The organism is Desulfuromonas acetexigens, from assembly GCF_900111775.1.
GTDB classification, from domain to species: domain Bacteria; phylum Desulfobacterota; class Desulfuromonadia; order Desulfuromonadales; family Trichloromonadaceae; genus Trichloromonas; species Trichloromonas acetexigens.
This window is the reverse complement of sequence record NZ_FOJJ01000001.1, coordinates 555,715-580,500: the sequence shown is the minus strand read 5'-3', so window position 1 is coordinate 580,500 and position 24,786 is coordinate 555,715. Positions and strand designations below refer to the sequence as shown.

Genomic DNA, 24,786 nt, shown 5'->3' with positions numbered 1-24,786 from the left:
AATTTATCTTTCAAGTGAGGTGACAATGTTTCTCGAACTCTTGCGGCAACGCCGCAGTATCCGCAAATTCCAGCCGACACCGGTGCCACCGGAAAAGACCGCGCAGCTGGTGGAGGCGATGCTCCGTTCTCCCTCCTCCCGAGGATTCGATCCCTGGCACTTCGTCGTCGTCGATGATCCGGCGCTGCTCAAGGAAGTGGCCGCGGCCAAGGAACACGGCTCCGCTTTTCTCGCCGAGGCCCCCTTGGTTATCGTCGTCTGTGCCGATCCCTCCCTTTCCGATGTCTGGGTCGAGGACTGCTCCATCGCCTCGGTCATCCTCCATCTGACCGCCGCCTCCCTGGGGTTGGGAAGCTGTTGGGTGCAGATCCGTCAGCGCCGTCATGATGCCGCACTCAGCGCCAACGATTATCTGGTGCAGCTTCTCGGCTTGCCCGCAACCTTTCAGGTCGAGGCGATGGTCGGGATCGGCTATCCGGCCGAGGAGAAGGCTCCCCATCCCCGCCAGAACCTCCATTTCGATCGCGTGGCCTTGAATCATCACGGCCGGCCCTGGAGCGAAAAAGAGTAGATTTCGCTGTTTTTTCCCATCCGTTGCGCTCTTTGTTTGAAATTGCTAACCAGGAACGCTATGCTGTTCCGGCCGTTTTGCCGGCATATCATTCTTTTCTGGGAGGGCAACATGACGGATCAGCACGAAATCATCAGATTTATCGACGACTATCTGCGCAAGCAAGACCTGGAAGGACTGGCGGTCGCCGATGCCGCCCGGCTTCTGAACGAGGCCGGGCTCTTGCCGGATGACGGTCAAAATCCCGGCGAACCGTTGCGCAAGCTGCTGCGCGACGGGGAGATTCCCCATGCCCGCAAAGAGCAAGGGCGCTGGTTCATTCCCGCTTCCGGCGCGGCCGCAAGTGGCGAAACGGCATCCACCACATCGGTTTCAGGCCCGACCGTAAGTCGCCTGAAAATCCTGCTGCGCCTGCTTTATGCCATCCTTTTCCTGCTGGTCTTCGAGATTCTGCGGCTTGTTGTGCAGGTGACGGTGCTCGGTCAGTATCTCTATCTGCTGGTGACCGGCACTCCCAGCGAGCCGTTGCGCAAATTCGGTTCGCGGGTGGCCGATTATTCCTACCGCGTCATCCGCTACCTGACGCTCAATGAGAATGAGCGGCCTTATCCCTTCACGCGCTTCCCGGGGGAGATCGAGCCACCGGATTCCGAAGCCCGGTTCTGAGAAAATGCAAACAGCCTGTCCGGAAGATTCCAGACAGGCTGTTTTTTCAGGGGGCAGACAATAACTTCAGGCGTACAGGCGGATGGAGCGGGTCTCGGCCGGCGGCGGGTTTGTTCCGGAGGCTTGCTGGGAATCGGCGGTTTCGTCACTCCTTTCCTCTCGGCTCCGAATGCTTTCCGGTCCCTGGGTTTCCTGGGTTGTTTCCTCACGGCGCATGGCTTGCAGGTCGGATTGGGCCTTCATTTCCATGCGCATCGCCGCCGCCGCGACCTGCCGGTCTTGCGGAGAGGGGTCGGCCGGGGCGAGAGCGGCGGAGCGTACCACCCGGGCTTTCTGGATGCTCGCTTGCGGGTCGCCGGAAACGGGCGAAACATCGATGGGGACTTCGCCGGCGACGGCATAGCGTTTGCCGTCCGGTCCTTGCTTATAGCTGTAGCTCGGGCCACCGGCATATTGCCCCCCGGCGGCGGAGTGGGCGGCTTCGTGAGCTCGGACGCGGCGATCGGCGCTGGCCAGCTGCATAATCTGTTGCGCTTCGCGGCTAATGGTAACCTTGTCTGTGGCCGAAGAGGGGAAGGAGGCGGCATCTCCGCTCCCGGTTTCCCGGCGACTAGAGGTGCCGGTTCCTTGCTCCTGCTCGGTCGCGGGATGGCGCGGGTATCCCGCGAGGGGATTGACCGGATAGGTTGTCGCTTCGCTGATTTCCGCCATAGGTCGGCCTGCTCTGCTGCTAAAGTGAGTATTCTATTTACAGATTAACCCTTTTCGTCGATTAAAATCAACCCGCGACGAGAAAAAGAGGCACGAAGATTTCCTTCTCTTAGGAAATTGCGCCGATGGGAGCAAAGTTTGCATAGCGCCTTTAGAATCATCTGTTGACATGTGAATACAATTTTCGAGGGAGGATCCCATGGCCGACCAACTCTGTGAAATCGTCGAATCGATGTATAACCTGCCGCCCATGCCGGCAGTGGCTTCCCGTGTTCTAGAAATGTTGCAATCAGTGGACTACACAGCGGAATCCCTGGCCGGGCTGATCGCCTGCGACCCGGTTCTCTCGGGCCGTTTGCTGAGCATGGCCAATTCTGCTTTTTACGGCGTGCGGACCGAAGTCTCCACGATTCCGCGAGCGGTGGTGATCCTGGGGGAAGAGGCGTTGCGCAGTCTGGTTCTCACCGCCAGCCTGAAATCTTTCGGCAGCGATCCCGGCCCGATCCAAAAGCGTCTCTGGGAGGATGCCGTTGGCTGCGCCCTGGCGGCCCGGTTGGTTGCCCGGGATTTTAACTCGACCAATGCGGAAGAGGCCTTTCTCGCCGGTCTCTTCCGGCACATCGGCAAGCTGGTGATGTACGATTTCGACCCCGCCCGTTATCAGCGCTTGCTGGCTCTGGTCGATGCCGGCGAAGCGCAAGCGGATGCGCTCGAAAGGGAATGGTTTCATTTTCCCCACGCCATGCTCAGCGCCGCCGTGCTGGAAAAGTGGAAATTCAACCCCACCTTCATTCAGGCGACCTTGCATCATGACCGCCTCGACTTCTCTCCGGGTGTCTACCCGGCCGCCTATCGCCTGGCGGCCACAGTAAATGTTGCCGGCAGTCTCTGCCGCGCCCTCGGCATCGGCCAGGCCAGGCCCGACACCGAAATGAGACTATCCCAGGTTCCCGGGGCCTTGAGCCTCGGTATCCCCTATGGACAGATGAAAAAGATGCTGGCTGATCTGGAGACGATTTTTCAGGAAAATACCTCGGTATTTTTCGACTGACGGAGATTTTCATGCCATTAGAGTATTACCTGCTGCTCGGCTTCGCTTTCGTGCTCGGCGCGGTGGTCGGATCCTTTCTCAACGTCTGCATCTATCGTATTCCCGCCGGCGAGTCGATCGTTTCCCCCCGTTCCCGCTGTCCCCGCTGTGGCGGGCCGATCCGCTGGTATCAGAACATTCCCATCCTCAGCTGGATTTTCCTGCGCGGCCGTTGCGCCAGCTGTCAGGTGCGGATTCCGATCCGCTACGCCCTGGTCGAAGCCTTGACCGGGCTGCTTTTCGCGATGGTCCTCTATTATTTCGGAATCCACTGGGCTACGGTGGTCTTCTGGGTTTTCGTCGCACTGCTTGTCACCATCACCTTTATCGATCTCGACCTTCAGATTATTCCCGATGTCATCAGTCTGCCGGGGATCGTCCTCGGCTTCGGCGCTTCCTTCCTGCTTCCCTGGGTGAGCTGGAGCGATTCTCTGCTCGGCATTCTTCTCGGTGGCGGCAGTCTCTTTCTGGTGGCGGTCAGCTACGAATTTCTGACCAAGAAAGAAGGGATGGGGGGCGGGGATATCAAGCTCTTGGCCATGCTCGGGGCCTTTCTCGGCTGGAAAGCGGTGCTGCCGATCATCTTTGTCTCTTCGCTTCTCGGCACCCTGGTCGGCGTACCGTTGATGCTGATCAAGGGCGCCGACGGTAAGCTGGCGATTCCCTTTGGCCCTTTTTTGGCGGGAGGGGCCGTGATCTGGCTGTTTTGGGGGGAGCTTCTGGCCGATTGGTATCTGCAAAGGTTTCTTTGATTCACCCTGCCTGTTTGCGGAATCGGTCAGGATGAAAATTTTTTTTGACCACATTTGGTGTGGCTGCACTCCGGGGAGCTCATCATCTTGTGCCTGGAAGGAAAAGTCGCGGGATTCCGAAGGGTTTGGAATGGTAATTGAGGTGAAATTGTATTGACTGTAACGCGTAGTTATCTATACATTGTATATAATTTGTATTAATTCACCTCTGCCGGGATGGCCAGTTTTCATGTCCAATCGTGTCAAGGAAATCCGCGAGAGCCAGTTGATGAGCAAGGCCGAGCTAGCACGCAAAGCCGGGGTCTCGCCGCTGACCGTTGATCGTATCGAACGGGGAGAACCCTGTCGGATGGCCACCATGCGCAAGATCATCTTCGCACTGGGGTTTGAGCTCGTTGACCGGGAACGGGTTTTCCCCGAATAAAAATAAAGGGTGGCATGCGTTTTGCTCAAGATCCTCGGGCAGGGCGTGTGATTGGTAGTTCAGCACTTTATTGAGTCAGGGTCTTTCAATGCTATTTAGGGCCAAAAAAGACGTTGTCGGCATCGATATCGGATCGAGCTCCGTCAAGCTGGTTCAGTTACACCAGTTCAAGGGCGGCTATCAGCTGCAGACCCTTGGGGTCGCGCCCTTGCCGCCGGAGGCGATCGTCGATAATGCCATCATGGACTCCGGCGCGGTTGTCGGTGTCATCCGTAACCTGTTGGAAAGCCTCAAGGTCAAGACCAAAAATGTCGCGACCTCGGTTTCCGGCCATTCCGTCATTATCCGCAAGATTCAGTTGCCGGTCATGACTGAGGATGAAATGGAGGCATCGATCCAGTGGGAAGCCGAACAGTATATTCCCTTCGAGATTTCCGAAGTGAATCTGGACTTCCAGATCCTTGGCCCCGATCAGCGGGACCCGTCGTTGATGAACGTGATTCTGGTCGCTGCGAAGAAAGAATTCGTCAATGACCATGTGGCGGTCTTCAAGGAATGTGGCCTGACTCCGGTGGTGATGGATATCGACTGTTTTGCCATCGAAAACGCCTTTGAAGCCAATTACGGGTTCGAGGATGATGAAATCATCGCGCTGGTGAACATGGGTGCCTCGGCGATGAACGTCAACGTCCTCAAAGCCGGCAAGTCGGTCTTCACTCGCGATATCCAGGTCGGCGGCAACATGTACAACGAAGAAATCCAGAAACGCCTGGGGTTGAGCGGTGATGAGGCTGAGGAAGTCAAGCTGGGCGGGGTGGTGGAGGAGGTCGATCCGGCCGTTGTTCAAGAGGTGGTCAACGATTCCACCGAGAGCCTCGCGCAAGAAGTACAGCGTTCCTTCGACTTTTTCTCGGCCACCTCGTCCGATGAAAAGGTGCAGAAGCTGTACATTACCGGCGGCGTTTCGAAAACACCCAATGTTCAGGAATACCTTCGGTCGCAATTGGGGATTCCCGTCGAGTTGCTCGATCCCTTCCGCATGATCAAGGTCAGCGATAAGGATTTTGACCCGGAATATATCGAGGCGATCGGACCGTTGTTTTCCGTCGCCATGGGTCTTGCCATGAGGAGGGTGGGCGACAAATGATTCATATCAATCTATTGCCTATTCGGGCCTCCCAGAAAAAAGACAAGTTACGCGGCCAGCTGCTGGTGATGCTGCTTGCGCTCATTCTCACCGCTGGCGCCTGCGGCGTGGTTTACTCGTCGCTCAACAGCCAGGTCAACGAGATGAAGGCGGAGATTGCCCGCAAGGAACAGCGGTTACAGGCGCTGAAGAAGACCCTGGGCGAGGTCGCCGAATTCAAGAAGAAAAAAGAAGAGTTGGTCGGCAAGCTCGATATTCTCGACAAACTCAAACAAGCCAAAAGTGGTCCGGTTCATTTGCTGGATCAGTTGAGCCAGTCTCTGAGTGAGAAGCTCTGGATCACCGCTTTCAAGGAATCCGGGGGTACTATTAACTTGAGCGGCCTGGCTCTCAACGAAGAGATGGTGGCCCAGTTCCTGAAGAACCTTGAAGCCTCCCCCAACTACAAAAATGTTGAGCTTCAGGTGATCGAGCAGGCGACCCAGTCCGGTGTCCGAGTCAACAAATTCAATGTTGTCGCCAAGGTGGAAGCCTCGGCCGGCAAGCCTGTCCAGCGATGAAAGGGTAAGCCATGGACCCACGGCTCGAAAAAGTTCTAAAACTTCCCCTTTATCAGCGCCTATTAATCCTTGTGGCGCTCATGCTGGTAATTGCGGGACTCTTTGTCTATCTCATGTACCTGCCCATGCGTGAGGAATTGGCCGGTCTGCAGCAAAAGGATGCCTCGCTGCAAAGCAAGATTCAGGAAGATCAGCGCATTGCCGATAATCTGCCAAAATTCAAAGCGGAATTCGAAAAGATGGAGGCCTTGCTCAACGACGCCCTGACCGAGCTTCCCAACGAAAAGGAAATCCCCAACCTGTTGACGAGTATTACCGCCTTGGCCAAGGAAAGCGGCCTAAATGTCACCCTGTTCAAGCCCGGGGCGGAAAAGCCGAAGGGATTTTACGCCGAGGTTCCGGTCGAACTGAAGATGGTCGGATCCTATCATGAAGTGGCCTTGTTTTCCGACGCGGTGGCCAAGTTGCCCCGTATCGTCAACATCAATAATCTTACCCTGGCGAGCCCCAAGGACGATAGCGGTCGTATTCTTCTGGCCGTCAATTGCCTGGCCACGACCTTCCGCTTTATCGAGGGGGCAACGGCAGTCGACGCAGGTAAGAAACCCGGGAAAGGTGGCAAGAAATGAAGCTCGGCACTGGATTGGTCGGCATGATCGCGCTGGCGCTTCTGGTGGCCGGCTGTGGGCAGGAGGCCCCACCGTCGCCTCCGAAGAAACCCGCCAGCAAGAAGGTTGAAGCGCCTATGCCCAAGGCGGATGCGAAACCGCTTCCCACTGAGCAGCAACTGGAAGAGGCGCAACCGGTCTTCACCTACGATCCTTCCATGCGGCGAGATCCCTTTGTTCCTCTAATCGAACCCAAGAAGCCGCTTGCCAACTCGGACGAGCCGTTGACGCCTTTGCAGCAGGTCGAACTGGGTCAGTTGCGTCTGGTGGGAGTGATTACGGGCAAGGGTGAACCGATGGCGATGGTTTCCGCGCCCGGGGGCAAATCTTACATTTTGCGAAAAGGCGTCAAGGTCGGTAGAAATAATGGAGTAGTGATCGGCGTGGACGCCGGGGGGGTTTCGGTGCGGGAGAAATATTACGATTTTGTCGGGGAAGTTCGAGAAAATCTTCAGAAGATTAATCTTCCTAAGCGGGAAGGAGCCAATTGATATGAAGGATTTCAAGATGAAGAAGAACGGACGGCGGATCCTTTGGTCCTTTCTATTGGTTCTGCTCATTTCCGTTTGGGGTGTCGGCTCCCTGACGGCGGCCGAACCCACCCAAGGAGGCGACTCGGCGTTGAGCACGGCGGAAACGCCCGAACCCGCGGCCGCTTCTTCGGCAACGGCTTGGCTGGTGAGCGGGGTCGATATGCAACCCGGGCGCGCCGTTTTCGTGACGGAAGGGAAGGTGGAGAAGTTCCTTCATTTTACCCTGGCCGATCCGGCGCGGTTGGTGGTCGATCTCTACGGTGTCCGTCCGTCCTTCAGTGAACGGGTTTTTGCCGCCCAGGCCGGTTTCAGCCAGGTTCGCGTTGGCACTTACCAGGATCGCACCCGTTTTGTCTTCGACGCCGCAGCTTCCGGCTTGCCGAATTATCATCTTGCCCGCCAGGCCGACCAGATCGTGTTGATCTGGGATGGAGGAAGGGCGGTTTCGACCGTTCCCTCTCCATCTGTTGCCTCCCGTGTCGGGGGCCGGGTGGATGTTACCGCCATTAATTTCGCCAAAGATGGCGGTAAATCCCAACTCATTATCGATCTTTCCGGGCCTGCCGCCATTGAACCGGCGGTCAAACAAGGCAACCTGGTCCGCTTCGGTGTCAATAATGCTTCCATCAGTCAGGCTCTGCGTCGGACTTTTGACTCACATTCCTTCCCCAGCGCCATGTTGCGGGCCACCCCGTACACCGTGATGAACGGCAAGCGGCAGGATGTTCGTTTTGCCGTGGAACTCAAGGGGGACGTCTCCTATCAGTTGCTGCAACAGCCCAACAAACTGATTCTGGTCGTGGATGACGGTGCTTATACCGCTCCGGCGACCGCCTCGAACGTGCCGCTGCCGGTGCCGGTTTCTTCTTTTGCGCCGGCGGTTCAACTTGCCGCTGCGCCGGTCGCTGAGGTGGACGGTGCCCAAGTGCCCCTTCAGCCCCTGGAAAAAGAGGTCGTCTATACCGGCGAAAAGATCCAGTTGGTCTTCGATGACGCCGATGTGCGCGATATTTTTCAACTGATTGCCGAAGTCAGCGATCTGAACATCATCGTTTCCGATGAGGTCAAAGGCTCGATTACCTTGCGTCTGATCGATGTTCCCTGGGACCAGGCGCTCGACCTGATTCTTGAGACGAAAAATCTCGGCATGCTGAAGAAGGGGAACGTGGTCCGGGTGCTGCCCAAAGAGCAAATCCGCTCCATGGAAGAAGCCAAGTTCACTGCCGCCCGCAACAAGGAAAAACTTGAAGACCTGGTGACGGAGGTAGTCCCCGTCAGCTATACCGCTATCAAGAACGTTGAAGGCCCCAGCAAGGAACTGATGACCGAGCGGGGTAAGCTGACGGCCGATGATCGCAACAAGCAGATTATTGTGACCGATATCCCTAGTGTTATTACTGCGATCAAGAAGCTTGTTGCTATTCTCGATACCCCCGAACGTCAGGTGATGATCGAAGCACGTATCGTCGAGGCGGATTCGACCTTTAATCGAAACTTGGGGGTTAATTGGGGCTTCGGTTACGCTGACCGTATTAAAGATTCATTTAGTGAGGCGATTGATGCTGGTGCTAACAGTGGATGGCTTGGAGATTCAAACTTAGGATTTGGTGGTAATTTTATCATTCCACCGGCTGGGGCATCAATGGCCCAAGCAGCCGGTATCGGTGGTGGTATTCAGTTCGCTAAATTTGCTGCTGATGCACTTACACTTGATTTGCGTCTTTCGGCAATGGAATCGCAGGGGTCAGGAAAAATCATTTCTCGCCCTCGGGTCACGACTTTGAATGGAGAAAAGGCGAAAATTTCCCAAGGGACCATGATTCCCTATCAGACTGTCAGCAACGACGAGATCACTACCGAACTGGTCGAAGCGGCACTCTCCCTTGAGGTGACACCGGTCATCAACCCCGATAATTCGATTATTCTCGATATCAAAGCCACCAACAGCTCTCCCGGTACCACCGTAGCCACTGGTGCCGGCGCCGCTCCTGAAATTGACTCTAAAGAAGCAGAAACCAAGGTTTTGGTCAAGGATGGAGAAACAACGGTTATCGGTGGAATTTTTGTTGAGAATAATGATTTCGCTGAAAACGGTGTGCCGATTCTGCGGTCCATCCCTTTCCTGGGCAATCTTTTCAAGTCGACCCAGAAGAACAATCTCCGAAGCGAGTTGTTGATTTTCATCACCCCTCGTATTATCAAATAAGCGTTGTTTGCGCGTATTGACAACAAAAGGACAGGCGATGGCCTGTCCTTTTGTTGTCCCGGACCTTTTTTCAGGAAATGATTATGACTTTACGCTATTTAACCGCCGGTGAGTCTCACGGGCCGGCCTTGACCGCCATTGTTGAAGGCCTGCCCTCTAATATCGAACTGTGCGAAGAGGATATCAATCGTCATCTGGCCCGTCGCCAGTTGGGGCATGGCCGGGGTGGGCGTATGGCGATCGAGAAGGATCAGGTGCGGTTCCTTTCCGGGGTGCGCTGGGGGAAAACCCTCGGTTCGCCCGTGACCCTGTCCATCGTCAATCGTGATTGGGAAAACTGGGAGAAGAAAATGTCCCCCCGGGCCGAGGATCGGGTCGAGGGGATCGCCATCGTTCATCCCCGACCCGGTCATGCCGATCTCACCGGCATGATCAAGTATCGTCACGACGATGCCCGCAACGTGCTCGAGCGCTCCAGCGCCCGGGAGACGGCCATGCGCGTGGCGGTCGGCGCCCTTTGCATGAAGTTTCTTAAATCCCTGGGGATCGAGGTCTGTGGTTACGTCACCGAAATTTGCGGCGTGACTGCGAGTACGGAATGCGCCGACTACCGGGAACGCTTCGCCCGCGCCGAAAATTCCCCCTGCCGCACCTTCGATGCTGATGCCGAAAAAGGGATGATTGCCGCTATCGACGAGGCCAAGGCGGCCGGCGATTCCCTCGGCGGTGTGGTCGAGGTGGTGGTCCTTGGCGCGCCGGTTGGTCTGGGCAGTTATGTCCATTGGGATCGTCGCCTGGACGGGCGTCTGGCGGCGGCGGTCATGAGCATTCAGGCCTTCAAGGGAGTTGAGATCGGCCTCGGCTTCGAGGCCGCCCGCCGTTCCGGGTCGCAGGTCCATGACGAAATCGCCTATGGCGACGGCGCCTTTTACCGCAAGAGTAATCGCGCGGGGGGGCTGGAAGGGGGGATGACCAACGGCGAGGCGATCATCGTGCGCGGCGCCATGAAGCCGATCCCCACCCTCTATACGCCTTTGGAGACGGTGGATGTACGGACCAAACAACCGTTCAAGGCGACGGTAGAGCGCTCCGATGTCTGCGCCGTTCCGGCGGCGGCGGTGGTGGCCGAAGCGGCGGTGGCGATCACCCTGGCCGAGGCGCTGCTGGAGAAGTTCGGCGGCGATTCCCTGGAAGAGATTCAGGCCCATCTTGAGGGGCATCGTCGCCATGTCCAATCCCTGTAAAAACGGCATCGTCCTCATCGGCTTTATGGGCGCCGGCAAAAGTACGGTGGCGGCCGAGTTGGGACATTCCTGCCGGCTACCGGTGATCGATCTCGACCAGGAAATCGAACGTCGCAGTGGCCGGACCATCCCCGAAATTTTTGAGCATTCCGGAGAAGAGGCTTTTCGCCAGAGCGAAACCGAGGCGCTGCGCGGTCTGCTTGATCAAGCGCCGCTGATTCTGGCGACGGGGGGCGGGGTGACCGGCCGCGCCGAAAACTGGCCCCTCTTGCGCCGCCTCGGTCGCGTAGTCTATTTGCGGGTTTCCTGGGAGACCGTCCTGCTTCGCATCGGCTCCGGCCAGGGCCGGCCTCTGGCCAGGGATCGCGTGCGCTTGCAGGCTCTTTTTGAACAGCGCTTGCCTCTTTACGAAGAGGCCGATCTGGTCATCGACGGGGAAGGGGGGACGCCCGCGTCCATCGCCCGGGACATTTTGCGCAAGCTCTATTGGGAGAAGGCATAGACGATGGAATCTTTGACGGTAGGCCTTGGTGAACGCAGCTACCCGATCTGGATCGGCGAAGGTATCCTCGATCGTTTGGCCGAGGCGCTCGATGCCGTAGCCTTTCCCCGGCGGGTGGCCGTCGTCACCAATCCGACGGTTTTCGGCCACTACGGCGAGCGGGTTTTGCGCCTCCTCGAAGGGGGCGGCTATCGTCCCACGGTGATCGAACTCCCCGATGGCGAGCAGTACAAAACCCTGCAGTATCTGGAAAAGATCTATGATAGCCTGCTCACTGGCGGGTTTGACCGGCACAGCGGCCTCTTGGCCCTGGGGGGCGGGGTGATCGGCGATATGACCGGTTTCGCCGCCGCCACCTACGTGCGCGGCATTCCCTTCGCCCAGATCCCCACGACCCTGCTTTCCCAGGTCGACAGTTCCGTCGGCGGAAAGACGGCGGTCAACCATCCCCTGGGGAAGAACATGATCGGCGCCTTTTACCAGCCCCGGCATGTGCATATCGATGTGGCGACCTTGAAAACCCTCCCTGCTCGGGAGTTCGCGGCGGGCATGGCCGAAGTGATTAAGTATGGTGTGATCAGGGATCGGGAGTTCTTTGCCTGGTTGGCTAAGCATCGGACAGAACTGCTGGAATTGCGCCCGGATGCGCTGATTTACGCGGTAAAGAGCTCTTGCCAAATTAAGGCGGATGTTGTAGAAGAGGATGAAAAAGAAAGCTCCGTAAGGGCGATTCTCAATTTCGGACACACCTTCGGCCACGCGGTCGAGACCCTTTCCGGCTATGGTGCTTACTCCCACGGTGAGGCGGTGGCCATCGGTATGGGCGTCGCCGCCGAGCTTTCCCGGCTGCTCGGTTTCGGTTCGGAAGCGGATGTCGATCAAATCCGTTCGCTCATGTCCGGCTTCGACCTGCCGCTCGATCCGCCGGCGCACTCGCTTGACGCCTATCTCGCCGCCATGGGTCGGGATAAAAAGGTTCACGACGGCAAGCTGCGCTTCGTCTTGAATCACGGCATCGGCGATTGCGGACTGCACGATATTGCCGAGCCACAACGTCTCTTTTCCCAAATCCTTTCTCAAACCAGGTGATCTGATGCCCCAGCATGCCACACCGGGTTCCCTCCTCGGAAAAATCGCCGCTTATACCGAACTGCTTGCGAAAGATCCCTATTCGACGATTTTCGTCCCCTTGAGCGAAGCTTATCGGCAGATGGATATGCTCGATGAGGCGGTCGCGGTGGCGCAGCAGGGGATTATGGACAATCCCGCCTTCGCTGCCGGTTATGTCGCCCTGGGGAGCGCTTTTGCCGCGCAAGGCCTGGAGGATCAGGCGATCGGTGAGTTTGAAAAGGCGCTGATTCTCGATAACCGTCACCTGCCGGCGCTCAAGGAACTGGCGAAAGTAAAGATGACCCGCCAGGATTCAGCCGGGGCGCGGGAGTTGCTGGAACAGGCCAAGGCGATCAAGGGGAACGATCCCGAGGTCCTCAAACTCGTCGCCGCCGTGGCCCCCTCGCAACTGGTCGCCGCCGCACCGGCAGCCTCACCATCTCCAGAGCCGCCGGTTTCGACGCCGGCCCCATCGTTCGAGATTGACGAGGTTCAGGAGACGGTTTCCGCGCCTTCCCTTGCCGGCAAAGGCGTTGAGCCGATCGCCACCGCGACCCTCGCGGAGATCTACATCCGCCAGGGGCTGCCGCAAAAGGCGCTCAAGGTCTATCGCGATCTCCTCAAGCTCGAACCCCATAACGACCAGCTGCGGCAGAAGCTTATTCTGCTCAAGCAGCAGATCGATGGGCAAGAGGTTCCGGCCTTGGGGGATGAAACGCTGTTGGCGAGCGAGTCCGTCGAAGAGACAGCGCCTGCGGAAGAGGTGCTCTCCTCCGAAGACTCTTTACCGGCCGGCGAGTTTCTCGCGGAGTCTTCGCCGGATGAAGTGTCGGCGGTTTCGCCGGCGCTGGAAGCGGAACCCGCTTTCTCCGTGCTGACGGAAGATACCGGCACGGTCGAGCCAGGATTGGCCACCATTCGGGGTGAGCGTGCCGTTCCTGAGGTTTTATCCTCTTGGCTGGATGCTATTCGCAGAAGGAGGGCTGCCCATGTTTAATTCGATTCTTCATCGGATTGTCGATGAAACTCCCGGTGGTATCGGCGCGGTGTTGATGGGTTACGACGGGATTTCCATCGAGCAATATTTTCGTCCCGACGCCGGGCTCGATCTGAATCTGGTCGCTGTCGAATATGCCAACATCCTCAAAGAAATCAAAAAGGCCGCCGAAATCCTCCACCTCGGTGGGATGGAAGAGGTCAGTATTCGTACCGAACGTTTCTATCTGCTGGTACGGATCATGACCGATGATTATTTTGTCGCCCTGACCCTGCAAGGGGATGGCAATTTCGGCAAGGGGCGCTATCTGCTGCTGCGGGAAGCAGGCAACCTCAAGGAAGCCTTGGCGTGAGGCACAAGGTGCTGGTCCTGCAAGGGCCCAACCTGAATATGCTCGGGACACGGGAACCCGGCATCTATGGTGCGCGCACTCTCGACGACATCCATGCCGAACTTTCCGGATTGGCCGAGGAGTTGGGTCTGAGCCTGGAGTTTTTTCAATCCAACCACGAAGGCGCCCTCATCGACCGTATCCACCAGGCGTGGCGGGATGGGGTCGCCGGTCTCATCCTCAATCCCGGCGGGCTGACCCACACCAGCGTTTCGTTGCGGGATGCCCTTTCCGCCGTCGCGATTCCTACCGTTGAAGTCCACCTGTCCAACATTCACGCCCGTGAAACTTTCCGTCAACATTCCTACATCGCCCCGGTCGCGCTCGGCCAAATCTGCGGTTTTGGTCCTATCGGTTACGAACTGGCCCTGCGCGCTCTTTCAGTAAAATTAAAACAATAATTATTGTACGTAAAATAGCGTTATGGTAAATACAAGGGTCATCCGTGCGGGGGAAGCGCTCATCCCACTCGAAATCGACGGGATGGTCTTCACTCATTTGCCGAACATCCGTTATCTCTGCGGTTTTACCGGCTCGGACGGGGTTCTGGTGGTGATCGGGCGGGAAGCGATCTTTCTCACCGATTCCCGTTATGTCACCCAGGCCAAGGAACAGGTCCAGGCTGATGAGATCCGGGAATATCGGAGCAAGTGGGAGGGCGTGCAGGAACTCCTCGCCGCCAAGGGCGTGGTGAGGGCCGGTTTTGAAGCGGAGCATCTGAGTTATGCCGCGGTCGAAGAGTTGCGCGGCAAGTCGGCGGAAAATCAGCAATGGGTACCCGTGACCGGGGCGATCAAAGCCCTGCGCGCGGTCAAGGATGCCGAGGAAATCGCCTGCATGGAGGCGGCAGCCGCCCTAAACGCCGAGTGTTTCGCCGAAGTTCTGCCCCTGATCCGTCCCGGGGTCGTTGAGCGTGAGATAGCCCTGGCCCTGGAGTTCGCCTTCAAGAAGCGCGGCGCCGAGGAGAAGGCTTTCGATATCATCGTCGCTTCCGGAGTGCGTGGAGCCTTGCCGCATGGCATCGCTTCGGACAAGTGTCTGGCGGAAGGGGAGTTGGTCACCATCGATTTTGGCTGCCGTTATCGCGGCTACCATTCGGATGAGACCGTTACCCTGGCCTTGGGGCAGGTGCCGGAACGCCTGCTTGAAATTCATGCCGTGGTCCTCGAAGCCCAACGTCGGGCGATGGCGGCAGTTCGACCCGGCGCGCCCTTGCGCGCCATCGACCAGGCTGCCCGCGACACCATCGTTGAACGGGGTTTCGGCGATTATTTCGGGCATGGCACCGGTCATGGCCTTGGCTTGGAAGTTCATGAATTCCCCTCGGTTTCTCCCCGCTCGGAAGAGACGGCGGAAGCCGGCATGGTGATCACTATCGAACCCGGTATCTATATCCCCGAGCTGGGTGGAGTACGCATCGAGGATACGGTACAGGTGACCGCCGAAGGCTGTCGGCGGTTGACCCGCATTCCCAAAGGCCTGTAAGTCTCTCCAAAATAACCGGAGGGATGACGGGAAAAGGGTTTTTCGTCCTGGCCCCGGGAACAAAAAAAACAAAACATCAGGAGGCAGCGTTCAATGGATATCAAAGACCTTAAAGTTCTGATCAAGATGGTGACAGAGACCGACATCACCGAATTCGAAATGGAAAACGCGGACGAGAAGATCGTCATCAAGCGCGGCAAGGAAACTGAGATCGTGCAAATGGCCGCGCCCCAGCAGTACCTGGCGCAACCGGTCATGGCCGCGCCGCCGGTCGCGGCCGCAGCTGCCCCTGCCGCCCCCGCCCCTGCGGCGGCTGACGCTGCCCCGGCCGTCAGCAAGGGAGAAACCATCACTTCGCCCATCGTCGGTACCTTCTACCGGGCGCCTTCTCCTGAATCCCCCTCTTATGTCGAAGTCGGTTCGGTCGTCGAGAAGGGGCAGATTTTCTGCATCGTCGAAGCGATGAAACTGATGAATGAAATTGAAGCCGAGTTCCGCTGCAAGGTTGTGGAAATCTGCAAGGAAAATGCGAAGCCGGTCGAATTCGGTGAGCCGCTCTTCATTGTCGAGCGTCTCTAGGCCCAGTGATTCGTGACGAGTGGCGGACCTCGTCGAGGTCCGTCGTCATCCGCAATCCTTCTCTTTCGATCACTGGAGTCCGACATGTTCCATAAAATTCTCATAGCCAACCGCGGCGAGATTGCCTTACGCATCATTCGTGCGTGCAAGGAACTCGGCATCAAGACCGTGGCGGTGCATTCCGATGCGGACAGCGAGGCGTTGCACGTCAAGTTGGCCGACGAGAGTATCTGCATCGGGCCGGCGCCAAGTGCCAAGAGTTATCTCAACATGAAGTCGATCATCAGTGCCGCTGAGGTAACCGATGCCGACGCTATACATCCCGGTTACGGCTTTCTTTCGGAAAATGCCGAATTCGCCGAGATTTGCGCTAACTGCGGACTGACCTTCATCGGTCCGACCCCGGAAAACATGCGTCTGATGGGAGACAAGATCAGTGCCCGCCAGACCGTGACCAAGGCCGGGGTGCCGATTCTCCCCGGAACCAAGGAGGGGGTTCATTCGCCGGAGGAAGCCAAGCGTGTCGCCGCCGAAATCGGCTATCCGGTCATCATCAAGGCCACCGCTGGCGGCGGTGGGCGAGGGATGAAGGTGGTCCATTCGCCCGCTTCCCTGCCCAATGCCTTCGCTGCCGCTCGGTCCGAGGCCCAGGCCGGATTTGGCAATCCCGAGGTCTACATCGAGAAATTCTGCGAACGTCCCCGCCATGTTGAAATCCAGATCATGGCCGACAAGCATGGCAACGTCATCCATCTTGGTGAGCGCGATTGTTCCATCCAGCGTCGTCATCAGAAGCTGATCGAAGAAGCGCCCTGTCCGGTCCTGGATCCGGAAACCCGCAAGAAAATGGGGGAGTGCGCGGTGGCGGCGGCGAAGGCGGTCGGTTACACCAGCGTCGGGACGATGGAGTTTCTCCTCGACCAGCAGGGAAATTTCTACTTCATGGAGATGAATACCCGGGTTCAGGTCGAGCATCCGGTGACCGAGATGATCACCGGTGTCGACATCATTAAGGAGCAAATTCGCAGCGCCGCCGGGATTCCCCTGCGCTTCAAGCAGGAAGACATCAAGATCACCGGCCACGCCATCGAGTGTCGGATCAACGCCGAACATCCTTTCAAGTTCACGCCTTCCCCGGGCAAGATCGACGGTTATCATCCCCCGGGCGGTCTGGGGGTGCGGGTTGACAGCGCGGTCTACGATCAATACACGGTGCTGCCCCATTACGATTCGATGATCGCCAAGCTCATTGTTCATGCCGATACCCGCGAAGAGGCGATCCGGCGCATGGCCCGGGCCCTGGATGAATACATCATCGAAGGGATCAAGACGACCATCGCCTTTCATCAGAAGATCATGGACAACAAGGATTTCATCGAAGGAAATGTGGATACGGGCTTCCTGGAGCGACTGGTGCTCTGAGAAGTTGATGATGATTCCATAAAAACGCGGGGCCGGGATTTTTCCCGGCCCTTGCCGTTTCATGACGACGACGGATGGAGCATGGTCGATAATCGTTGGCGCCTGGTGCGCACCGGCCCCTTGCCGGGGGGGATGAACATGGCTTTGGACGAGGTGCTGCTGCAAGAAGTCGCGGCCGGGCGCTCGCGGCCGGTGCTGCGTCTTTATCGCTGGCGACCGGAGTCCGTCAGTCTCGGCTATTTCCAGCGCAACGAGGTGGTTGACCGCGCCTTTTGCCATTCCTCCGGCATCGATATCGTCCGCCGCCTCACCGGCGGGCGGGCGGTTCTCCATGGTGAAGAGGTGACTTACGCGGTGATCGCCGGCGGCGGACAGGGTTTTCCCGTTCGGGTTGAGGAGAGTTATCGCAAAATCGCTGAGGTCTTGCGCGCAGCCCTCTGTTCCCTTGGGCTGGCGGCAGAGCTGGCTCCGGCACGGCGCGAAGGGCGTGAGCGGGCTTTGCCCGCGGCCTGTTTCGAGGCTGCCGCCGGGTACGAACTCCTTTGCCAGGGTCAGAAGATCGCCGGTAGTGCTCAGAAGCGTCGGGGGGATTTTTTTCTGCAGCAGGGTTCGATCCCCCTGGAACTCGATCCCCGTCGGCTTTTTCAAGTGCTGAATCCGCAACCCGTCGACTCGATTTCGTTTGAGGCGGGGGTAGGGCGGCTGCGGCAGCGAGTTGGCTGGCTCAATCGCTATCTGCCCTGTTCCCTTTCGATCGACGACGTGGAAGAACGCTTGCGAGAGGTTTTCGCTGATGGTCTGGGGGTCGCCATGCACGAAGAGCCCGTGTGCCCTGAGGAATGGTCCTTGGCCGAGGATCTGAGGAAAGAACGCTACGACAACCCGGACTGGACCTGGCGGGTGTCTGGGCCAGGGCGATGAGGCATCCTGTCGCTGAAGCTGTTGTGAACGGTTGTTTTTTCATTGGGTGGGGTGTAGATTAACGGTTCTTCGCATAATAACTGGGGATATGAGCATGAAACGATGGCTTTTTACCGCGTTGCTGCCGGCCATGATCTGGGCGAACGAGATTGACGCCGCTCAGCGCGTCGATCTCGTCGCGGCGCAGCGACTGGCTTTGGAGCGCAATCTCAATCTCAAGGCGACGGATTTCGATGCCCGCGCCAGTGAAGCGCTGGTGCGCAGAGGCTATGGCATCTACGACCCGCGCGCTGCGGCGAGCTTTACCGAGGCCGAGAGTCGGGATCTGAGCAGCTATCCCACCGGCGGTGGTTCCTTTGAGCTTCCCAAGACCGTCGCCGAATCCCGGGTCTTCGATCTGTCCCTGGCGCAGCTTTTGCCCAGCGGTGGTGAAGTGACCGTCGGGCTCGACAACACCCGCTCCCGCATCGCCGCCGGACCCAGTCCGGCGATCAACCCGTCTTGGCGCAGCCAGGCCTATATCGGCCTGACCCAGCCCCTGCTCAAGGGCTTCGGCCGGGCCGTCACCGAGCAGGCTATCCTCTATGCCGTGCAGGACCGTCAGGTGGCGGTGCAGGAGGTTCGTTCCCAGGCCTTCACCCTCCTTTCCCAGGTGCGGGACGGCTACTACGATGTGCTGCGTTATCGGGACAACCTCAAATACCGGGAGACCTCGGTCGCTCTGGCGGAAAAGATTCTCGCGGAAAACCGCGCCCGGGTCGAGGCCGGGGTGCTGCCCCCCATCGAAAATCTCGAAGCCGAAGTCGGACTGACTCAGCGCGAGCGCGATCTCCTCGAAGCCCAGCGTGTCTATCGGGATGCCCTCGACCAGTTGGCGGTGCTGCTCAATCTGCCGGAAGGGGTCGAGATCGCCGACGAAGAACTCGAAACGACTGAGCTTTCTGTCAATGAAGAGGTCGGCTTCCAGTCGGCTCTCTCCCGTCGGCCCGATCTGCAGCAGCGACTGCGGCGCATTGAGCGGCTGGAGATCGAGCGGAAGGTCAGCCGCAACCAGTTGTTGCCGGGTCTCGATCTCGGCGCCGGTTACGGACGCAAGGGTTTGGCCGAAGACTACCAGGATAATCTTTCCAGTATCGAACAGGATGATTTGAACAACTGGCAGATCGGCCTCACCCTCAGTTACCCCTTGGGCAATCGACAGGCTCGTAACGAGTTGGCCCGGACCGAACTGCTGATGAAGGGGGAGTATGCCCGCTGGCAGCAGCTGCGTGAGGAGGTTCGCACCGAAGTGCGCGTGGCGGCGCGGCAGATCGAGGTCAATCGGAAGAAGATTGAGGTGGCCAATCGCGGACGCGATCTGGCCGAGGAAAAGCTGCGGACGTTGATCAAGCGTAAGGATGTCGGTTTGGCAACCACTCGCGATGTGCTTGAAGGGGAGGAGGATCTGGCCCTGGCCCGCACCGATCAGATCGCCTCTTTGGCCGATTACAACCGCGCCGTCACGGAATATCTGCGGGTGACGGGCATGTTGCTGGAATCCCAGGGGATCCGCCTTGCTGGCTTGCCCGATCCCGAGCGGGAGCGGCCTTTGCTGGAGATGGAAAAGCCATGAGTCTGGTCGTCGGTCACATCAAGTACATCAACTGCGCCCCGTTTTTTCATTACCTACCCGAGTGCGGCTTTGACGGCACCATTGTCGACGGTGTTCCTTCCCATCTCAACCGGTTGCTGGCCGAAGGCGGGGTTGACCTCAGCCCCTCATCTTCCTTCGAGTACGCCCGCAACTGGCGGGAATATCTGCTTTTTCCCGAACTCTCCATCAGTGCTTGCGGGCCGGTGCGGAGCGTGCTGCTTTTTTCCGGCCGCCCCATCGAGACGTTGGACGGTGACCATATCGCCCTCACCGGCGACTCGGCGACTTCGGTCAATCTGCTCAAGATTATCCTGAAGGAATTCTATGATCTTCGGGATGTCCGCTGCGCCGTGCCCGCAGGCCCGGTCGAGGCGGTCATGGCCGAAGGAGGCAGCGCCCTGCTTATCGGTGACCGGGCATTGAAGTCGGCCCAGGAAAAGGCCGCCCCCTATATCTACGACCTGGCCGAACTCTGGTTGCAGCATACCGGCTTGCCCTTCGTTTTCGCCCTGTGGATTCTGCGGCGGCAGGCAGCGCGGGAAAAGGCCGATGCGGTGCGCACTCTGCACGGGCAGCTCAAATGCTCGCGCGAACGGGCCTTCGCCTCTTTGGAAAACCTGGCCAAGGCGACCCCGGAGCGGGAATGGATGGGGGAGGGGGGACTCGTCGATTACTGGAACTGCATGTCCTACGAGTTGGGCGAGGCGCACCTGGAGGGGTTGCGTCTCTACTTTCATCTCTGCGCCCGGCATCATCTTCTCGACGAAGAGCCGGAACTTCACTTCTGGGGCGGTTAGCCGCGCTCCGAGGTCCGCGCCATCGGTGGTTTTCCCGCGCGATAATCGTCGAGAATCCGCTGGTGGTCGAAACATAAGGGAGAGGGAAGGGCATCGAACGCAAAAAGCCTCGCCCGCGCCGCATCGTCACTCCCCTGCGGATTGCCGATCCCCTCGGCGGTAAAGACGACCGAAATGTTGTGCTGGCGCGGGTCGCGCCCGGGATCGGAATAGGCGCCGAACTGGCGCAGGTCGCGCAGAGCCAGCCCGGTTTCCTCCAACGCCTCGCGCCGGGCGGCCTCTTCCAGGCTTTCGCCGTAATCGACAAAGCCCCCTGGCAGCGCCCAGCCCTTCGGTTCGTTGCGGCGTTCGATCAGGACGATTTTGTCCCCCACACGGATGATGACATCGACCGTGGGAAAAGGATTCCGGTAAGATTTCACTTTCGCACCGCATTCGGGGCAGGCCAGATGCTCGCTCATCGTTCCTCCAGAAATGGTCAATCCGCAGGTTTAAGGCTTTTCCGTTGACACTCTCAGGTCAAATCGTCTAAAAAAGGCAACACTTACGCCCGGGTGGCGGAACTGGCAGACGCAAGGGACTTAAAATCCCTCGATCCTAGATCGTACCGGTTCGATCCCGGTCCCGGGCACCACGAAAAAGATAAAGGGTTTCAATGGATTACACCGTTGAGGCCCTTTTCCTTTTCCAGCCCCCAGGCGTGAATTTTTCACCATTTTTGCACCCTAACTGCATCCGTATTGCATCCATATTTCGTCCGCATACCGCCAGTATTTCGAGGCCCACGCCCCCGAGTGCATCCGCACTGCATCCACCACCCCCGGACAGGCAGCGGACCCCTTTTCTTTCCTATTGCCCGTCTTTTCTGGCATCCACCACCCCCGAACAGGTGGCGGGCAGGCCGCAGGCGGTCCCGCGCCGGGTTCCGCCCGCCACGGCCAGCGCGAAGCGGGCGCCGGGGCGAACAGGCGGCGGTAGATCGTCCCGGCCTAGCACCAGACCGGGAAGACCAACCCAGCCGCAACCCTCTTTTTCTTGCCGGGCTTTACCGTTTCGCCGCTTTTTGGCGAAACGCCGAAGCGGGCCAATAAGCCCGCCATGCCCGCCCGCTAAAATCGCCTTTCCGCTTTTCAGGCCTTTCCCCGTTTTTTGCTTTTCAAGGTTTTCGGGCTTTCGGCCTTTTCCGCTTTTGTCGGTTTTCCGGTTTTTTGACTTTTGCAGAATATCACGATTATCGACAACGGCACCAGACCGGGAAACCCACAATCAGCCCCAACCCCTTTTTTGTGCCGAAGATTTTCACCACCTCGAAGCATCGCATAAAGCGATGCGCAGGGGAGGTGCCGAGGCGGGCCGACAAGCCCGCCATGCCCCCCGAAAATCAGGCGGTATGGGGGGCCGAAGGCCGGGACCCATGCCGACTGATTGAAGGGAAGGAAACCATGGGGTTGAAACTGCACACCCGACTCACCTATGGTGATTGGCCCCCCAGCGTTCCCGGGTTCTCTGAAAACCGAATAGCACCAACTACCGGGGCCAGCAGTTGCCAGCAGTTGCCAGCGCAGCGACCGCCCCCCGCTGGCACCCCCCGCCAGCAAAACGCCAGCACCCCGCTAAAAACGGGGGCCAGCACTTGCCAGCAGTTGCCAGCACCCCAAAGCAGCGTTTCGCTGGCAGGTTCCACGGCTTGCAGCGTTTCGCTGGCAGGATTTCAGGGATTCGCCAGCGTTTCGCTGGCACAAAAACCGATTGCCAGCACCCAAACCGCCAGCCAAAGGCCAGCCGCCAGCAACCACGGGGGCCAGCACTTGCCAGCAGTTGCCAGCACCCCGCTTGCCAGCGTTTCGCCAGCAAGTCCCGCCCCGGTTGTCCGTGCCAGCGAATGACTGGCACCAGAGACAGCCCCCGCCAGCAAATCACTGGCACCAAAAAACGAAATGCCAGCGAATAGCTGGCACCCAGAAACCCCATTGCCAGCAAAACACTGGCACCCAAAACCGACGAGCCAGCGAATTGCTGGCACAAATCAACATCCGAGTGAGCGACGAGGACCGGGGGCCTTGGTTTCCTTTTCCGTTGCGGGCGGACATTCGCGGTCTGATTGTTCGATGAGGAGGCGGCACGTTCGCCGGCCCCGGCGGGCCGGCAATGCGAAAGCCGGGCTTTGAAGGTGTCGGTGTTGCTTTGGGTGGTGGTCCGTGGGGGACTTTCGGGCAATAGGAACGAACATTAAAATTGGAGCAAAAAAAGAAAAGTAACAAAAGAAAATATAAAGTTTTTGAACTGATACACTCGTGCTTACGCACTCAAACAGTTGAAAACCCTGAAAAAAAACTTGACATCTGTCACCACTGGTGGTTACTTTGTCACCATAGGTGGTGCACTTCCTCAAAAAAGGAGACTTGGGTGATGAAGCGGAAAGCGGCAAACGGCGGGCTGGTGAGTTCGACGGACGACGGCGAGCTTGGGAAGAAGAATCGCGGGAAAGACGTCTTTCACGAAATCAAGCAAACCACTATCGACACGGAAACCGGCAAGACGCGGACGAAAACCGTTCAGGCGCGGCTAGTGGTCAAGGAAGAGAAGCGGACCGGCGAGGCATGGGTCGTAATGTGGCAAGGAGTGAGTCCTATGAGCGTTGCACAACTGGCAATGGACGGCAATTTGAAGGGTGCGGATTACCGGGTTTTTCTCTTGCTGTTAGCCTATTTGGACCAGGAGAACAGCGTGGCGGTCAATCAGTCCGAAATCGGACGGATGTTAAAAATGCCTAGGCAGCATGTGGGCAGGTCGCTGGAAAAACTGCTCCAGTTGGAAATTCTCGCCAAGGGTCCGAGAGTGGGCGTGGTATGCACTTACCGTTTCAACCCCGCCACGGCGTGGAAAGGAACCTTGCAGCAGGGGGCGACGGAGAAGCGCCGGGAAGTGAAACGCCAAGAAGCGAAGAAAAAAGGTGTGCATCTCTCTGTTGTGAAATAACCAAAAACGAACGGAAACACCCCTGTAATCGATTTTTAGCGCAAAACCAAACCCCTGTATGGGTTTTTCTGAAAAAACGGCACAGGAGGCAAATTTGGGTTTTCGGCTAAAAGCGCGGGCTTGAGGCCCGCTCGGCACTCAGCCCAAAAAGCGGGCTGAGTGGAAAAGCTCGGCAAGGAAAAGGGGGAAAGGCAGGACCCGGGATTTGTTGGGTCTTCGCACCGCCATGCGCGGTGCTCTTCCGGGTTGGGCTGGGTTTTCTGTCTAGCGGGCTTGTTGGCCCGCTTCGGCGTTTCGCCAAAAAGCGGCGAAACGGTAAAGCCCGGCACAAAAAAGGGAGAAAGGCAGGACCCGGTATTTGTTGGGTTTTCGCACCGCCATGCGCGGTGCTCTTCCGGGTTTGTCAGGTGATTATTCATGCCCACTGGTGTAGGAAATTGACAGTATCTAAGGAAAGGGTTATAAAAACCAGGATGTAATGATTTTTTAGTAAGTTGGTTTTCGTGGAGGGGTTATGTGAGAAGATGCAGACCCATAGGCCGCCAGTTCCGGGTGTATACCGGAAGGCGGCTTTTTGCGTAATTGGAGTAGCTAGGTGGTCACATGCGCCGAGGTGGAATTCGTTCAGTATAATGACCCGCCGTTATTATGTCGCATGCAGCATAAGACCACAATTGGCGGATTATAACCGCAGAATCCAGGGGGATAAGGTTTGCTTTGCTGTATTTTTAGGCAATTTTCAATAGAAATTTATGGCGCGATAGCCGTTTTTGGAAAAAAACTGCATGTTGCATAATTAGATGCTTAGCGAGACATATCAAAACCTAAAAAGGCACACCGATGAAAAACCTAGATTCACAAAAGAGCATCATTTTAAGAACATTTATCCTGTGGTTGCTTTTATTTTCCCCCTTTTCTGCATTAGCTGAAAAATCAGAGGAAAAGGCTGCGATTGATGCCGCCAAGCATTTCCTTCAATTAATTGATTCCGGGCAATATCAAGAAAGCTGGCATCAGACAGCCCCCTTCTTCAAATCCCAGGTTTCCCAAAAGCAATGGGCCGAGCAGCTTCAAAATGTTCGGCCCCTTTTTGGTGCGGCCGAGAAAAGAGCGATCAAGTCAGCCCGGCACGCAACCTCGCTGCCTGGCGCGCCTGATGGCGAGTATTTTGTTCTTCAATTCGACACTGTTTTTGAGAAGAAAAAAGCCTCCATTGAAACGGTAACGATGAGCCAGATCGGCGGGCAGTGGCAGGTGGCGGGTTACTTTATTCGATAAAAAGGGCATTCGCTAACCCAAGGGTACAGTGGATGGAACAACCGCTGGTGGTTCGCGTGTAATTTTTACTGAGCAAATCTGCGTGTCGCCACCACTGACCCAAAGACGTTAGAAATATTG

The 24,786-nt window shown here is 57.7% G+C and carries 27 protein-coding genes and 1 tRNA gene; 25 read left to right on the top strand and 3 right to left on the bottom strand.

The annotated features are described in order from the left end of the window. The first annotated feature begins 25 nt into the window (after positions 1-25). Together BQ4888_RS02815 and BQ4888_RS02810 are read left to right on the top strand one after the other, a co-directional pair. On the top strand, positions 26-571 hold the full coding sequence (locus BQ4888_RS02815) for a nitroreductase family protein (protein WP_092053380.1): 546 nt from the start codon (positions 26-28) through the stop codon (positions 569-571). 111 nt (positions 572-682) lie between these two features. After that, complete coding sequence (locus tag BQ4888_RS02810) at positions 683-1,237, top strand: DUF4389 domain-containing protein (RefSeq protein WP_092053467.1); 555 nt, start codon at positions 683-685, stop codon at positions 1,235-1,237. Positions 1,238-1,303: 66 nt separating this feature from the next. Here the strand turns inward: BQ4888_RS02810 and BQ4888_RS02805 are convergent, their stop codons facing one another. Beyond that, entirely contained in the window at positions 1,304-1,948 is a 645-nt protein-coding gene (locus BQ4888_RS02805) for a putative metalloprotease CJM1_0395 family protein (RefSeq protein WP_092053377.1), read from the bottom strand. A gap of 199 nt (positions 1,949-2,147) precedes the next feature. Between BQ4888_RS02805 and BQ4888_RS02800 the strand changes: the two genes are divergently transcribed. The 20 genes from BQ4888_RS02800 (at position 2,148) to BQ4888_RS02705 (ending at position 20,409) form a co-directional block, all read left to right on the top strand. Beyond that, the gene (locus BQ4888_RS02800; protein WP_092053374.1) at positions 2,148-2,999 is read left to right on the top strand and encodes an HDOD domain-containing protein; all 852 of its coding nucleotides are present in this window, start codon (positions 2,148-2,150) and stop codon (positions 2,997-2,999) included. An 11-nt stretch (positions 3,000-3,010) separates the two neighbouring features. Next, on the top strand, positions 3,011-3,790 hold the full coding sequence (locus tag BQ4888_RS02795) for a prepilin peptidase (RefSeq protein WP_092053372.1): 780 nt from the start codon (positions 3,011-3,013) through the stop codon (positions 3,788-3,790). Between the two features lie 229 nt (positions 3,791-4,019). Next, positions 4,020-4,214 carry a helix-turn-helix transcriptional regulator gene (locus BQ4888_RS02790; protein ID WP_092053369.1) on the top strand — a complete coding sequence of 65 codons (195 nt, stop codon included), beginning with the start codon at positions 4,020-4,022 and terminating at the stop codon, positions 4,212-4,214. An 88-nt stretch (positions 4,215-4,302) separates the two neighbouring features. After that, a complete protein-coding gene (gene pilM, locus BQ4888_RS02785; protein WP_092053366.1) occupies positions 4,303-5,361 on the top strand; it encodes a type IV pilus biogenesis protein PilM in 1,059 nt (352 codons plus the stop codon). Continuing rightward, the gene (locus BQ4888_RS02780; protein ID WP_092053364.1) at positions 5,358-5,921 is read left to right on the top strand and encodes a PilN domain-containing protein; all 564 of its coding nucleotides are present in this window, start codon (positions 5,358-5,360) and stop codon (positions 5,919-5,921) included. Before pilM ends, BQ4888_RS02780 begins: the two co-directional genes overlap by 4 nt. An 11-nt stretch (positions 5,922-5,932) precedes the next feature. After that, positions 5,933-6,550 carry a type IV pilus inner membrane component PilO gene (locus tag BQ4888_RS02775; protein WP_092053361.1) on the top strand — a complete coding sequence of 206 codons (618 nt, stop codon included), beginning with the start codon at positions 5,933-5,935 and terminating at the stop codon, positions 6,548-6,550. Next, positions 6,547-7,080: a pilus assembly protein PilP gene (locus tag BQ4888_RS02770; RefSeq protein WP_092053359.1), complete on the top strand. Its 534-nt coding sequence runs from the start codon at positions 6,547-6,549 to the stop codon at positions 7,078-7,080. Before BQ4888_RS02775 ends, BQ4888_RS02770 begins: the two co-directional genes overlap by 4 nt. A 1-nt stretch (position 7,081) precedes the next feature. Next, complete coding sequence (locus tag BQ4888_RS02765) at positions 7,082-9,328, top strand: type IV pilus secretin PilQ (protein ID WP_092053356.1); 2,247 nt, start codon at positions 7,082-7,084, stop codon at positions 9,326-9,328. A gap of 83 nt (positions 9,329-9,411) precedes the next feature. Then, positions 9,412-10,572, top strand: coding sequence for a chorismate synthase (aroC, locus tag BQ4888_RS02760; RefSeq protein ID WP_170232773.1), 1,161 nt, complete (start codon positions 9,412-9,414; stop codon positions 10,570-10,572). Then, the gene (locus tag BQ4888_RS02755; RefSeq protein ID WP_092053354.1) at positions 10,556-11,074 is read left to right on the top strand and encodes a shikimate kinase; all 519 of its coding nucleotides are present in this window, start codon (positions 10,556-10,558) and stop codon (positions 11,072-11,074) included. The genes aroC and BQ4888_RS02755 overlap by 17 nt, the downstream gene beginning before the upstream one ends. Positions 11,075-11,077: 3 nt before the next feature. Next, positions 11,078-12,163 (top strand): 3-dehydroquinate synthase, encoded by a 1,086-nt coding sequence (gene aroB / locus BQ4888_RS02750; RefSeq protein ID WP_092053351.1) that lies wholly within the window; start codon positions 11,078-11,080, stop codon positions 12,161-12,163. Positions 12,164-12,167: 4 nt separating this feature from the next. Further along, a complete protein-coding gene (locus BQ4888_RS02745) occupies positions 12,168-13,181 on the top strand; it encodes a tetratricopeptide repeat protein (RefSeq protein WP_092053348.1) in 1,014 nt (337 codons plus the stop codon). Further along, positions 13,174-13,533, top strand: a complete 360-nt coding sequence (locus BQ4888_RS02740; RefSeq protein ID WP_092053345.1) for a roadblock/LC7 domain-containing protein — start codon at positions 13,174-13,176, stop codon at positions 13,531-13,533. The genes BQ4888_RS02745 and BQ4888_RS02740 overlap by 8 nt, the downstream gene beginning before the upstream one ends. Next, positions 13,530-13,973, top strand: a complete 444-nt coding sequence (aroQ, locus tag BQ4888_RS02735; protein ID WP_276609537.1) for a type II 3-dehydroquinate dehydratase — start codon at positions 13,530-13,532, stop codon at positions 13,971-13,973. The genes BQ4888_RS02740 and aroQ overlap by 4 nt, the downstream gene beginning before the upstream one ends. 22 nt (positions 13,974-13,995) lie before the next feature. Further along, complete coding sequence (locus tag BQ4888_RS02730; RefSeq protein WP_092053342.1) at positions 13,996-15,057, top strand: M24 family metallopeptidase; 1,062 nt, start codon at positions 13,996-13,998, stop codon at positions 15,055-15,057. Between the two features lie 93 nt (positions 15,058-15,150). Next, a complete protein-coding gene (gene accB, locus BQ4888_RS02725; protein ID WP_092053339.1) occupies positions 15,151-15,636 on the top strand; it encodes an acetyl-CoA carboxylase biotin carboxyl carrier protein in 486 nt (161 codons plus the stop codon). A gap of 84 nt (positions 15,637-15,720) precedes the next feature. After that, complete coding sequence (gene accC / locus BQ4888_RS02720; protein WP_092053336.1) at positions 15,721-17,058, top strand: acetyl-CoA carboxylase biotin carboxylase subunit; 1,338 nt, start codon at positions 15,721-15,723, stop codon at positions 17,056-17,058. Between the two features lie 81 nt (positions 17,059-17,139). After that, positions 17,140-17,979, top strand: coding sequence for a lipoate--protein ligase family protein (locus tag BQ4888_RS02715; RefSeq protein ID WP_092053333.1), 840 nt, complete (start codon positions 17,140-17,142; stop codon positions 17,977-17,979). Between the two features lie 94 nt (positions 17,980-18,073). Then, positions 18,074-19,591 carry a TolC family protein gene (locus tag BQ4888_RS02710; RefSeq protein ID WP_170232772.1) on the top strand — a complete coding sequence of 506 codons (1,518 nt, stop codon included), beginning with the start codon at positions 18,074-18,076 and terminating at the stop codon, positions 19,589-19,591. Further along, complete coding sequence (locus BQ4888_RS02705) at positions 19,588-20,409, top strand: menaquinone biosynthetic enzyme MqnA/MqnD family protein (RefSeq protein ID WP_092053327.1); 822 nt, start codon at positions 19,588-19,590, stop codon at positions 20,407-20,409. Before BQ4888_RS02710 ends, BQ4888_RS02705 begins: the two co-directional genes overlap by 4 nt. Here the strand turns inward: BQ4888_RS02705 and BQ4888_RS02700 are convergent. Further along, positions 20,406-20,870 carry an NUDIX domain-containing protein gene (locus tag BQ4888_RS02700; protein ID WP_092053324.1) on the bottom strand — a complete coding sequence of 155 codons (465 nt, stop codon included), beginning with the start codon at positions 20,868-20,870 and terminating at the stop codon, positions 20,406-20,408. The genes BQ4888_RS02705 and BQ4888_RS02700 overlap by 4 nt on opposite strands. 87 nt (positions 20,871-20,957) lie before the next feature. Here BQ4888_RS02700 and BQ4888_RS02695 point away from each other — a divergent pair. Continuing rightward, positions 20,958-21,043, top strand: a tRNA-Leu gene (locus tag BQ4888_RS02695). A gap of 215 nt (positions 21,044-21,258) precedes the next feature. Here the strand turns inward: BQ4888_RS02695 and BQ4888_RS02690 are convergent. After that, complete coding sequence (locus BQ4888_RS02690) at positions 21,259-21,675, bottom strand: hypothetical protein (protein WP_092053321.1); 417 nt, start codon at positions 21,673-21,675, stop codon at positions 21,259-21,261. A 1,143-nt stretch (positions 21,676-22,818) separates the two neighbouring features. Between BQ4888_RS02690 and BQ4888_RS02685 the strand changes: the two genes are divergently transcribed. Together BQ4888_RS02685 and BQ4888_RS02680 are read left to right on the top strand one after the other, a co-directional pair. Then, positions 22,819-23,388 (top strand): hypothetical protein, encoded by a 570-nt coding sequence (locus BQ4888_RS02685; RefSeq protein ID WP_092053318.1) that lies wholly within the window; start codon positions 22,819-22,821, stop codon positions 23,386-23,388. 840 nt (positions 23,389-24,228) lie between these two features. Next, positions 24,229-24,666, top strand: a complete 438-nt coding sequence (locus BQ4888_RS02680; protein ID WP_092053315.1) for a DUF4019 domain-containing protein — start codon at positions 24,229-24,231, stop codon at positions 24,664-24,666. Positions 24,667-24,786 lie beyond the last annotated feature (120 nt).

Coding starts and splice junctions, on each gene's coding strand:
- BQ4888_RS02805 (WP_092053377.1), bottom strand. CDS start 1,948: ATGGCGGAAATCAGCGAAGCGACAACCTATCCGGTCAATCCCCTCGCG.
- aroB (WP_092053351.1), top strand. CDS start 11,078: ATGGAATCTTTGACGGTAGGCCTTGGTGAACGCAGCTACCCGATCTGG.
- BQ4888_RS02745 (WP_092053348.1), top strand. CDS start 12,168: ATGCCCCAGCATGCCACACCGGGTTCCCTCCTCGGAAAAATCGCCGCT.
- pilM (WP_092053366.1), top strand. CDS start 4,303: ATGCTATTTAGGGCCAAAAAAGACGTTGTCGGCATCGATATCGGATCG.
- BQ4888_RS02780 (WP_092053364.1), top strand. CDS start 5,358: ATGATTCATATCAATCTATTGCCTATTCGGGCCTCCCAGAAAAAAGAC.
- BQ4888_RS02730 (WP_092053342.1), top strand. CDS start 13,996: ATGGTAAATACAAGGGTCATCCGTGCGGGGGAAGCGCTCATCCCACTC.
- BQ4888_RS02705 (WP_092053327.1), top strand. CDS start 19,588: ATGAGTCTGGTCGTCGGTCACATCAAGTACATCAACTGCGCCCCGTTT.
- aroC (WP_170232773.1), top strand. CDS start 9,412: ATGACTTTACGCTATTTAACCGCCGGTGAGTCTCACGGGCCGGCCTTG.
- BQ4888_RS02790 (WP_092053369.1), top strand. CDS start 4,020: ATGTCCAATCGTGTCAAGGAAATCCGCGAGAGCCAGTTGATGAGCAAG.
- BQ4888_RS02700 (WP_092053324.1), bottom strand. CDS start 20,870: ATGAGCGAGCATCTGGCCTGCCCCGAATGCGGTGCGAAAGTGAAATCT.
- accB (WP_092053339.1), top strand. CDS start 15,151: ATGGATATCAAAGACCTTAAAGTTCTGATCAAGATGGTGACAGAGACC.
- BQ4888_RS02815 (WP_092053380.1), top strand. CDS start 26: ATGTTTCTCGAACTCTTGCGGCAACGCCGCAGTATCCGCAAATTCCAG.
- BQ4888_RS02775 (WP_092053361.1), top strand. CDS start 5,933: ATGGACCCACGGCTCGAAAAAGTTCTAAAACTTCCCCTTTATCAGCGC.
- BQ4888_RS02795 (WP_092053372.1), top strand. CDS start 3,011: ATGCCATTAGAGTATTACCTGCTGCTCGGCTTCGCTTTCGTGCTCGGC.
- BQ4888_RS02770 (WP_092053359.1), top strand. CDS start 6,547: ATGAAGCTCGGCACTGGATTGGTCGGCATGATCGCGCTGGCGCTTCTG.
- BQ4888_RS02755 (WP_092053354.1), top strand. CDS start 10,556: ATGTCCAATCCCTGTAAAAACGGCATCGTCCTCATCGGCTTTATGGGC.
- BQ4888_RS02765 (WP_092053356.1), top strand. CDS start 7,082: ATGAAGGATTTCAAGATGAAGAAGAACGGACGGCGGATCCTTTGGTCC.
- BQ4888_RS02710 (WP_170232772.1), top strand. CDS start 18,074: ATGAAACGATGGCTTTTTACCGCGTTGCTGCCGGCCATGATCTGGGCG.
- accC (WP_092053336.1), top strand. CDS start 15,721: ATGTTCCATAAAATTCTCATAGCCAACCGCGGCGAGATTGCCTTACGC.
- BQ4888_RS02685 (WP_092053318.1), top strand. CDS start 22,819: ATGAAGCGGAAAGCGGCAAACGGCGGGCTGGTGAGTTCGACGGACGAC.
- BQ4888_RS02740 (WP_092053345.1), top strand. CDS start 13,174: ATGTTTAATTCGATTCTTCATCGGATTGTCGATGAAACTCCCGGTGGT.
- BQ4888_RS02680 (WP_092053315.1), top strand. CDS start 24,229: ATGAAAAACCTAGATTCACAAAAGAGCATCATTTTAAGAACATTTATC.
- BQ4888_RS02715 (WP_092053333.1), top strand. CDS start 17,140: ATGGTCGATAATCGTTGGCGCCTGGTGCGCACCGGCCCCTTGCCGGGG.
- BQ4888_RS02810 (WP_092053467.1), top strand. CDS start 683: ATGACGGATCAGCACGAAATCATCAGATTTATCGACGACTATCTGCGC.
- BQ4888_RS02800 (WP_092053374.1), top strand. CDS start 2,148: ATGGCCGACCAACTCTGTGAAATCGTCGAATCGATGTATAACCTGCCG.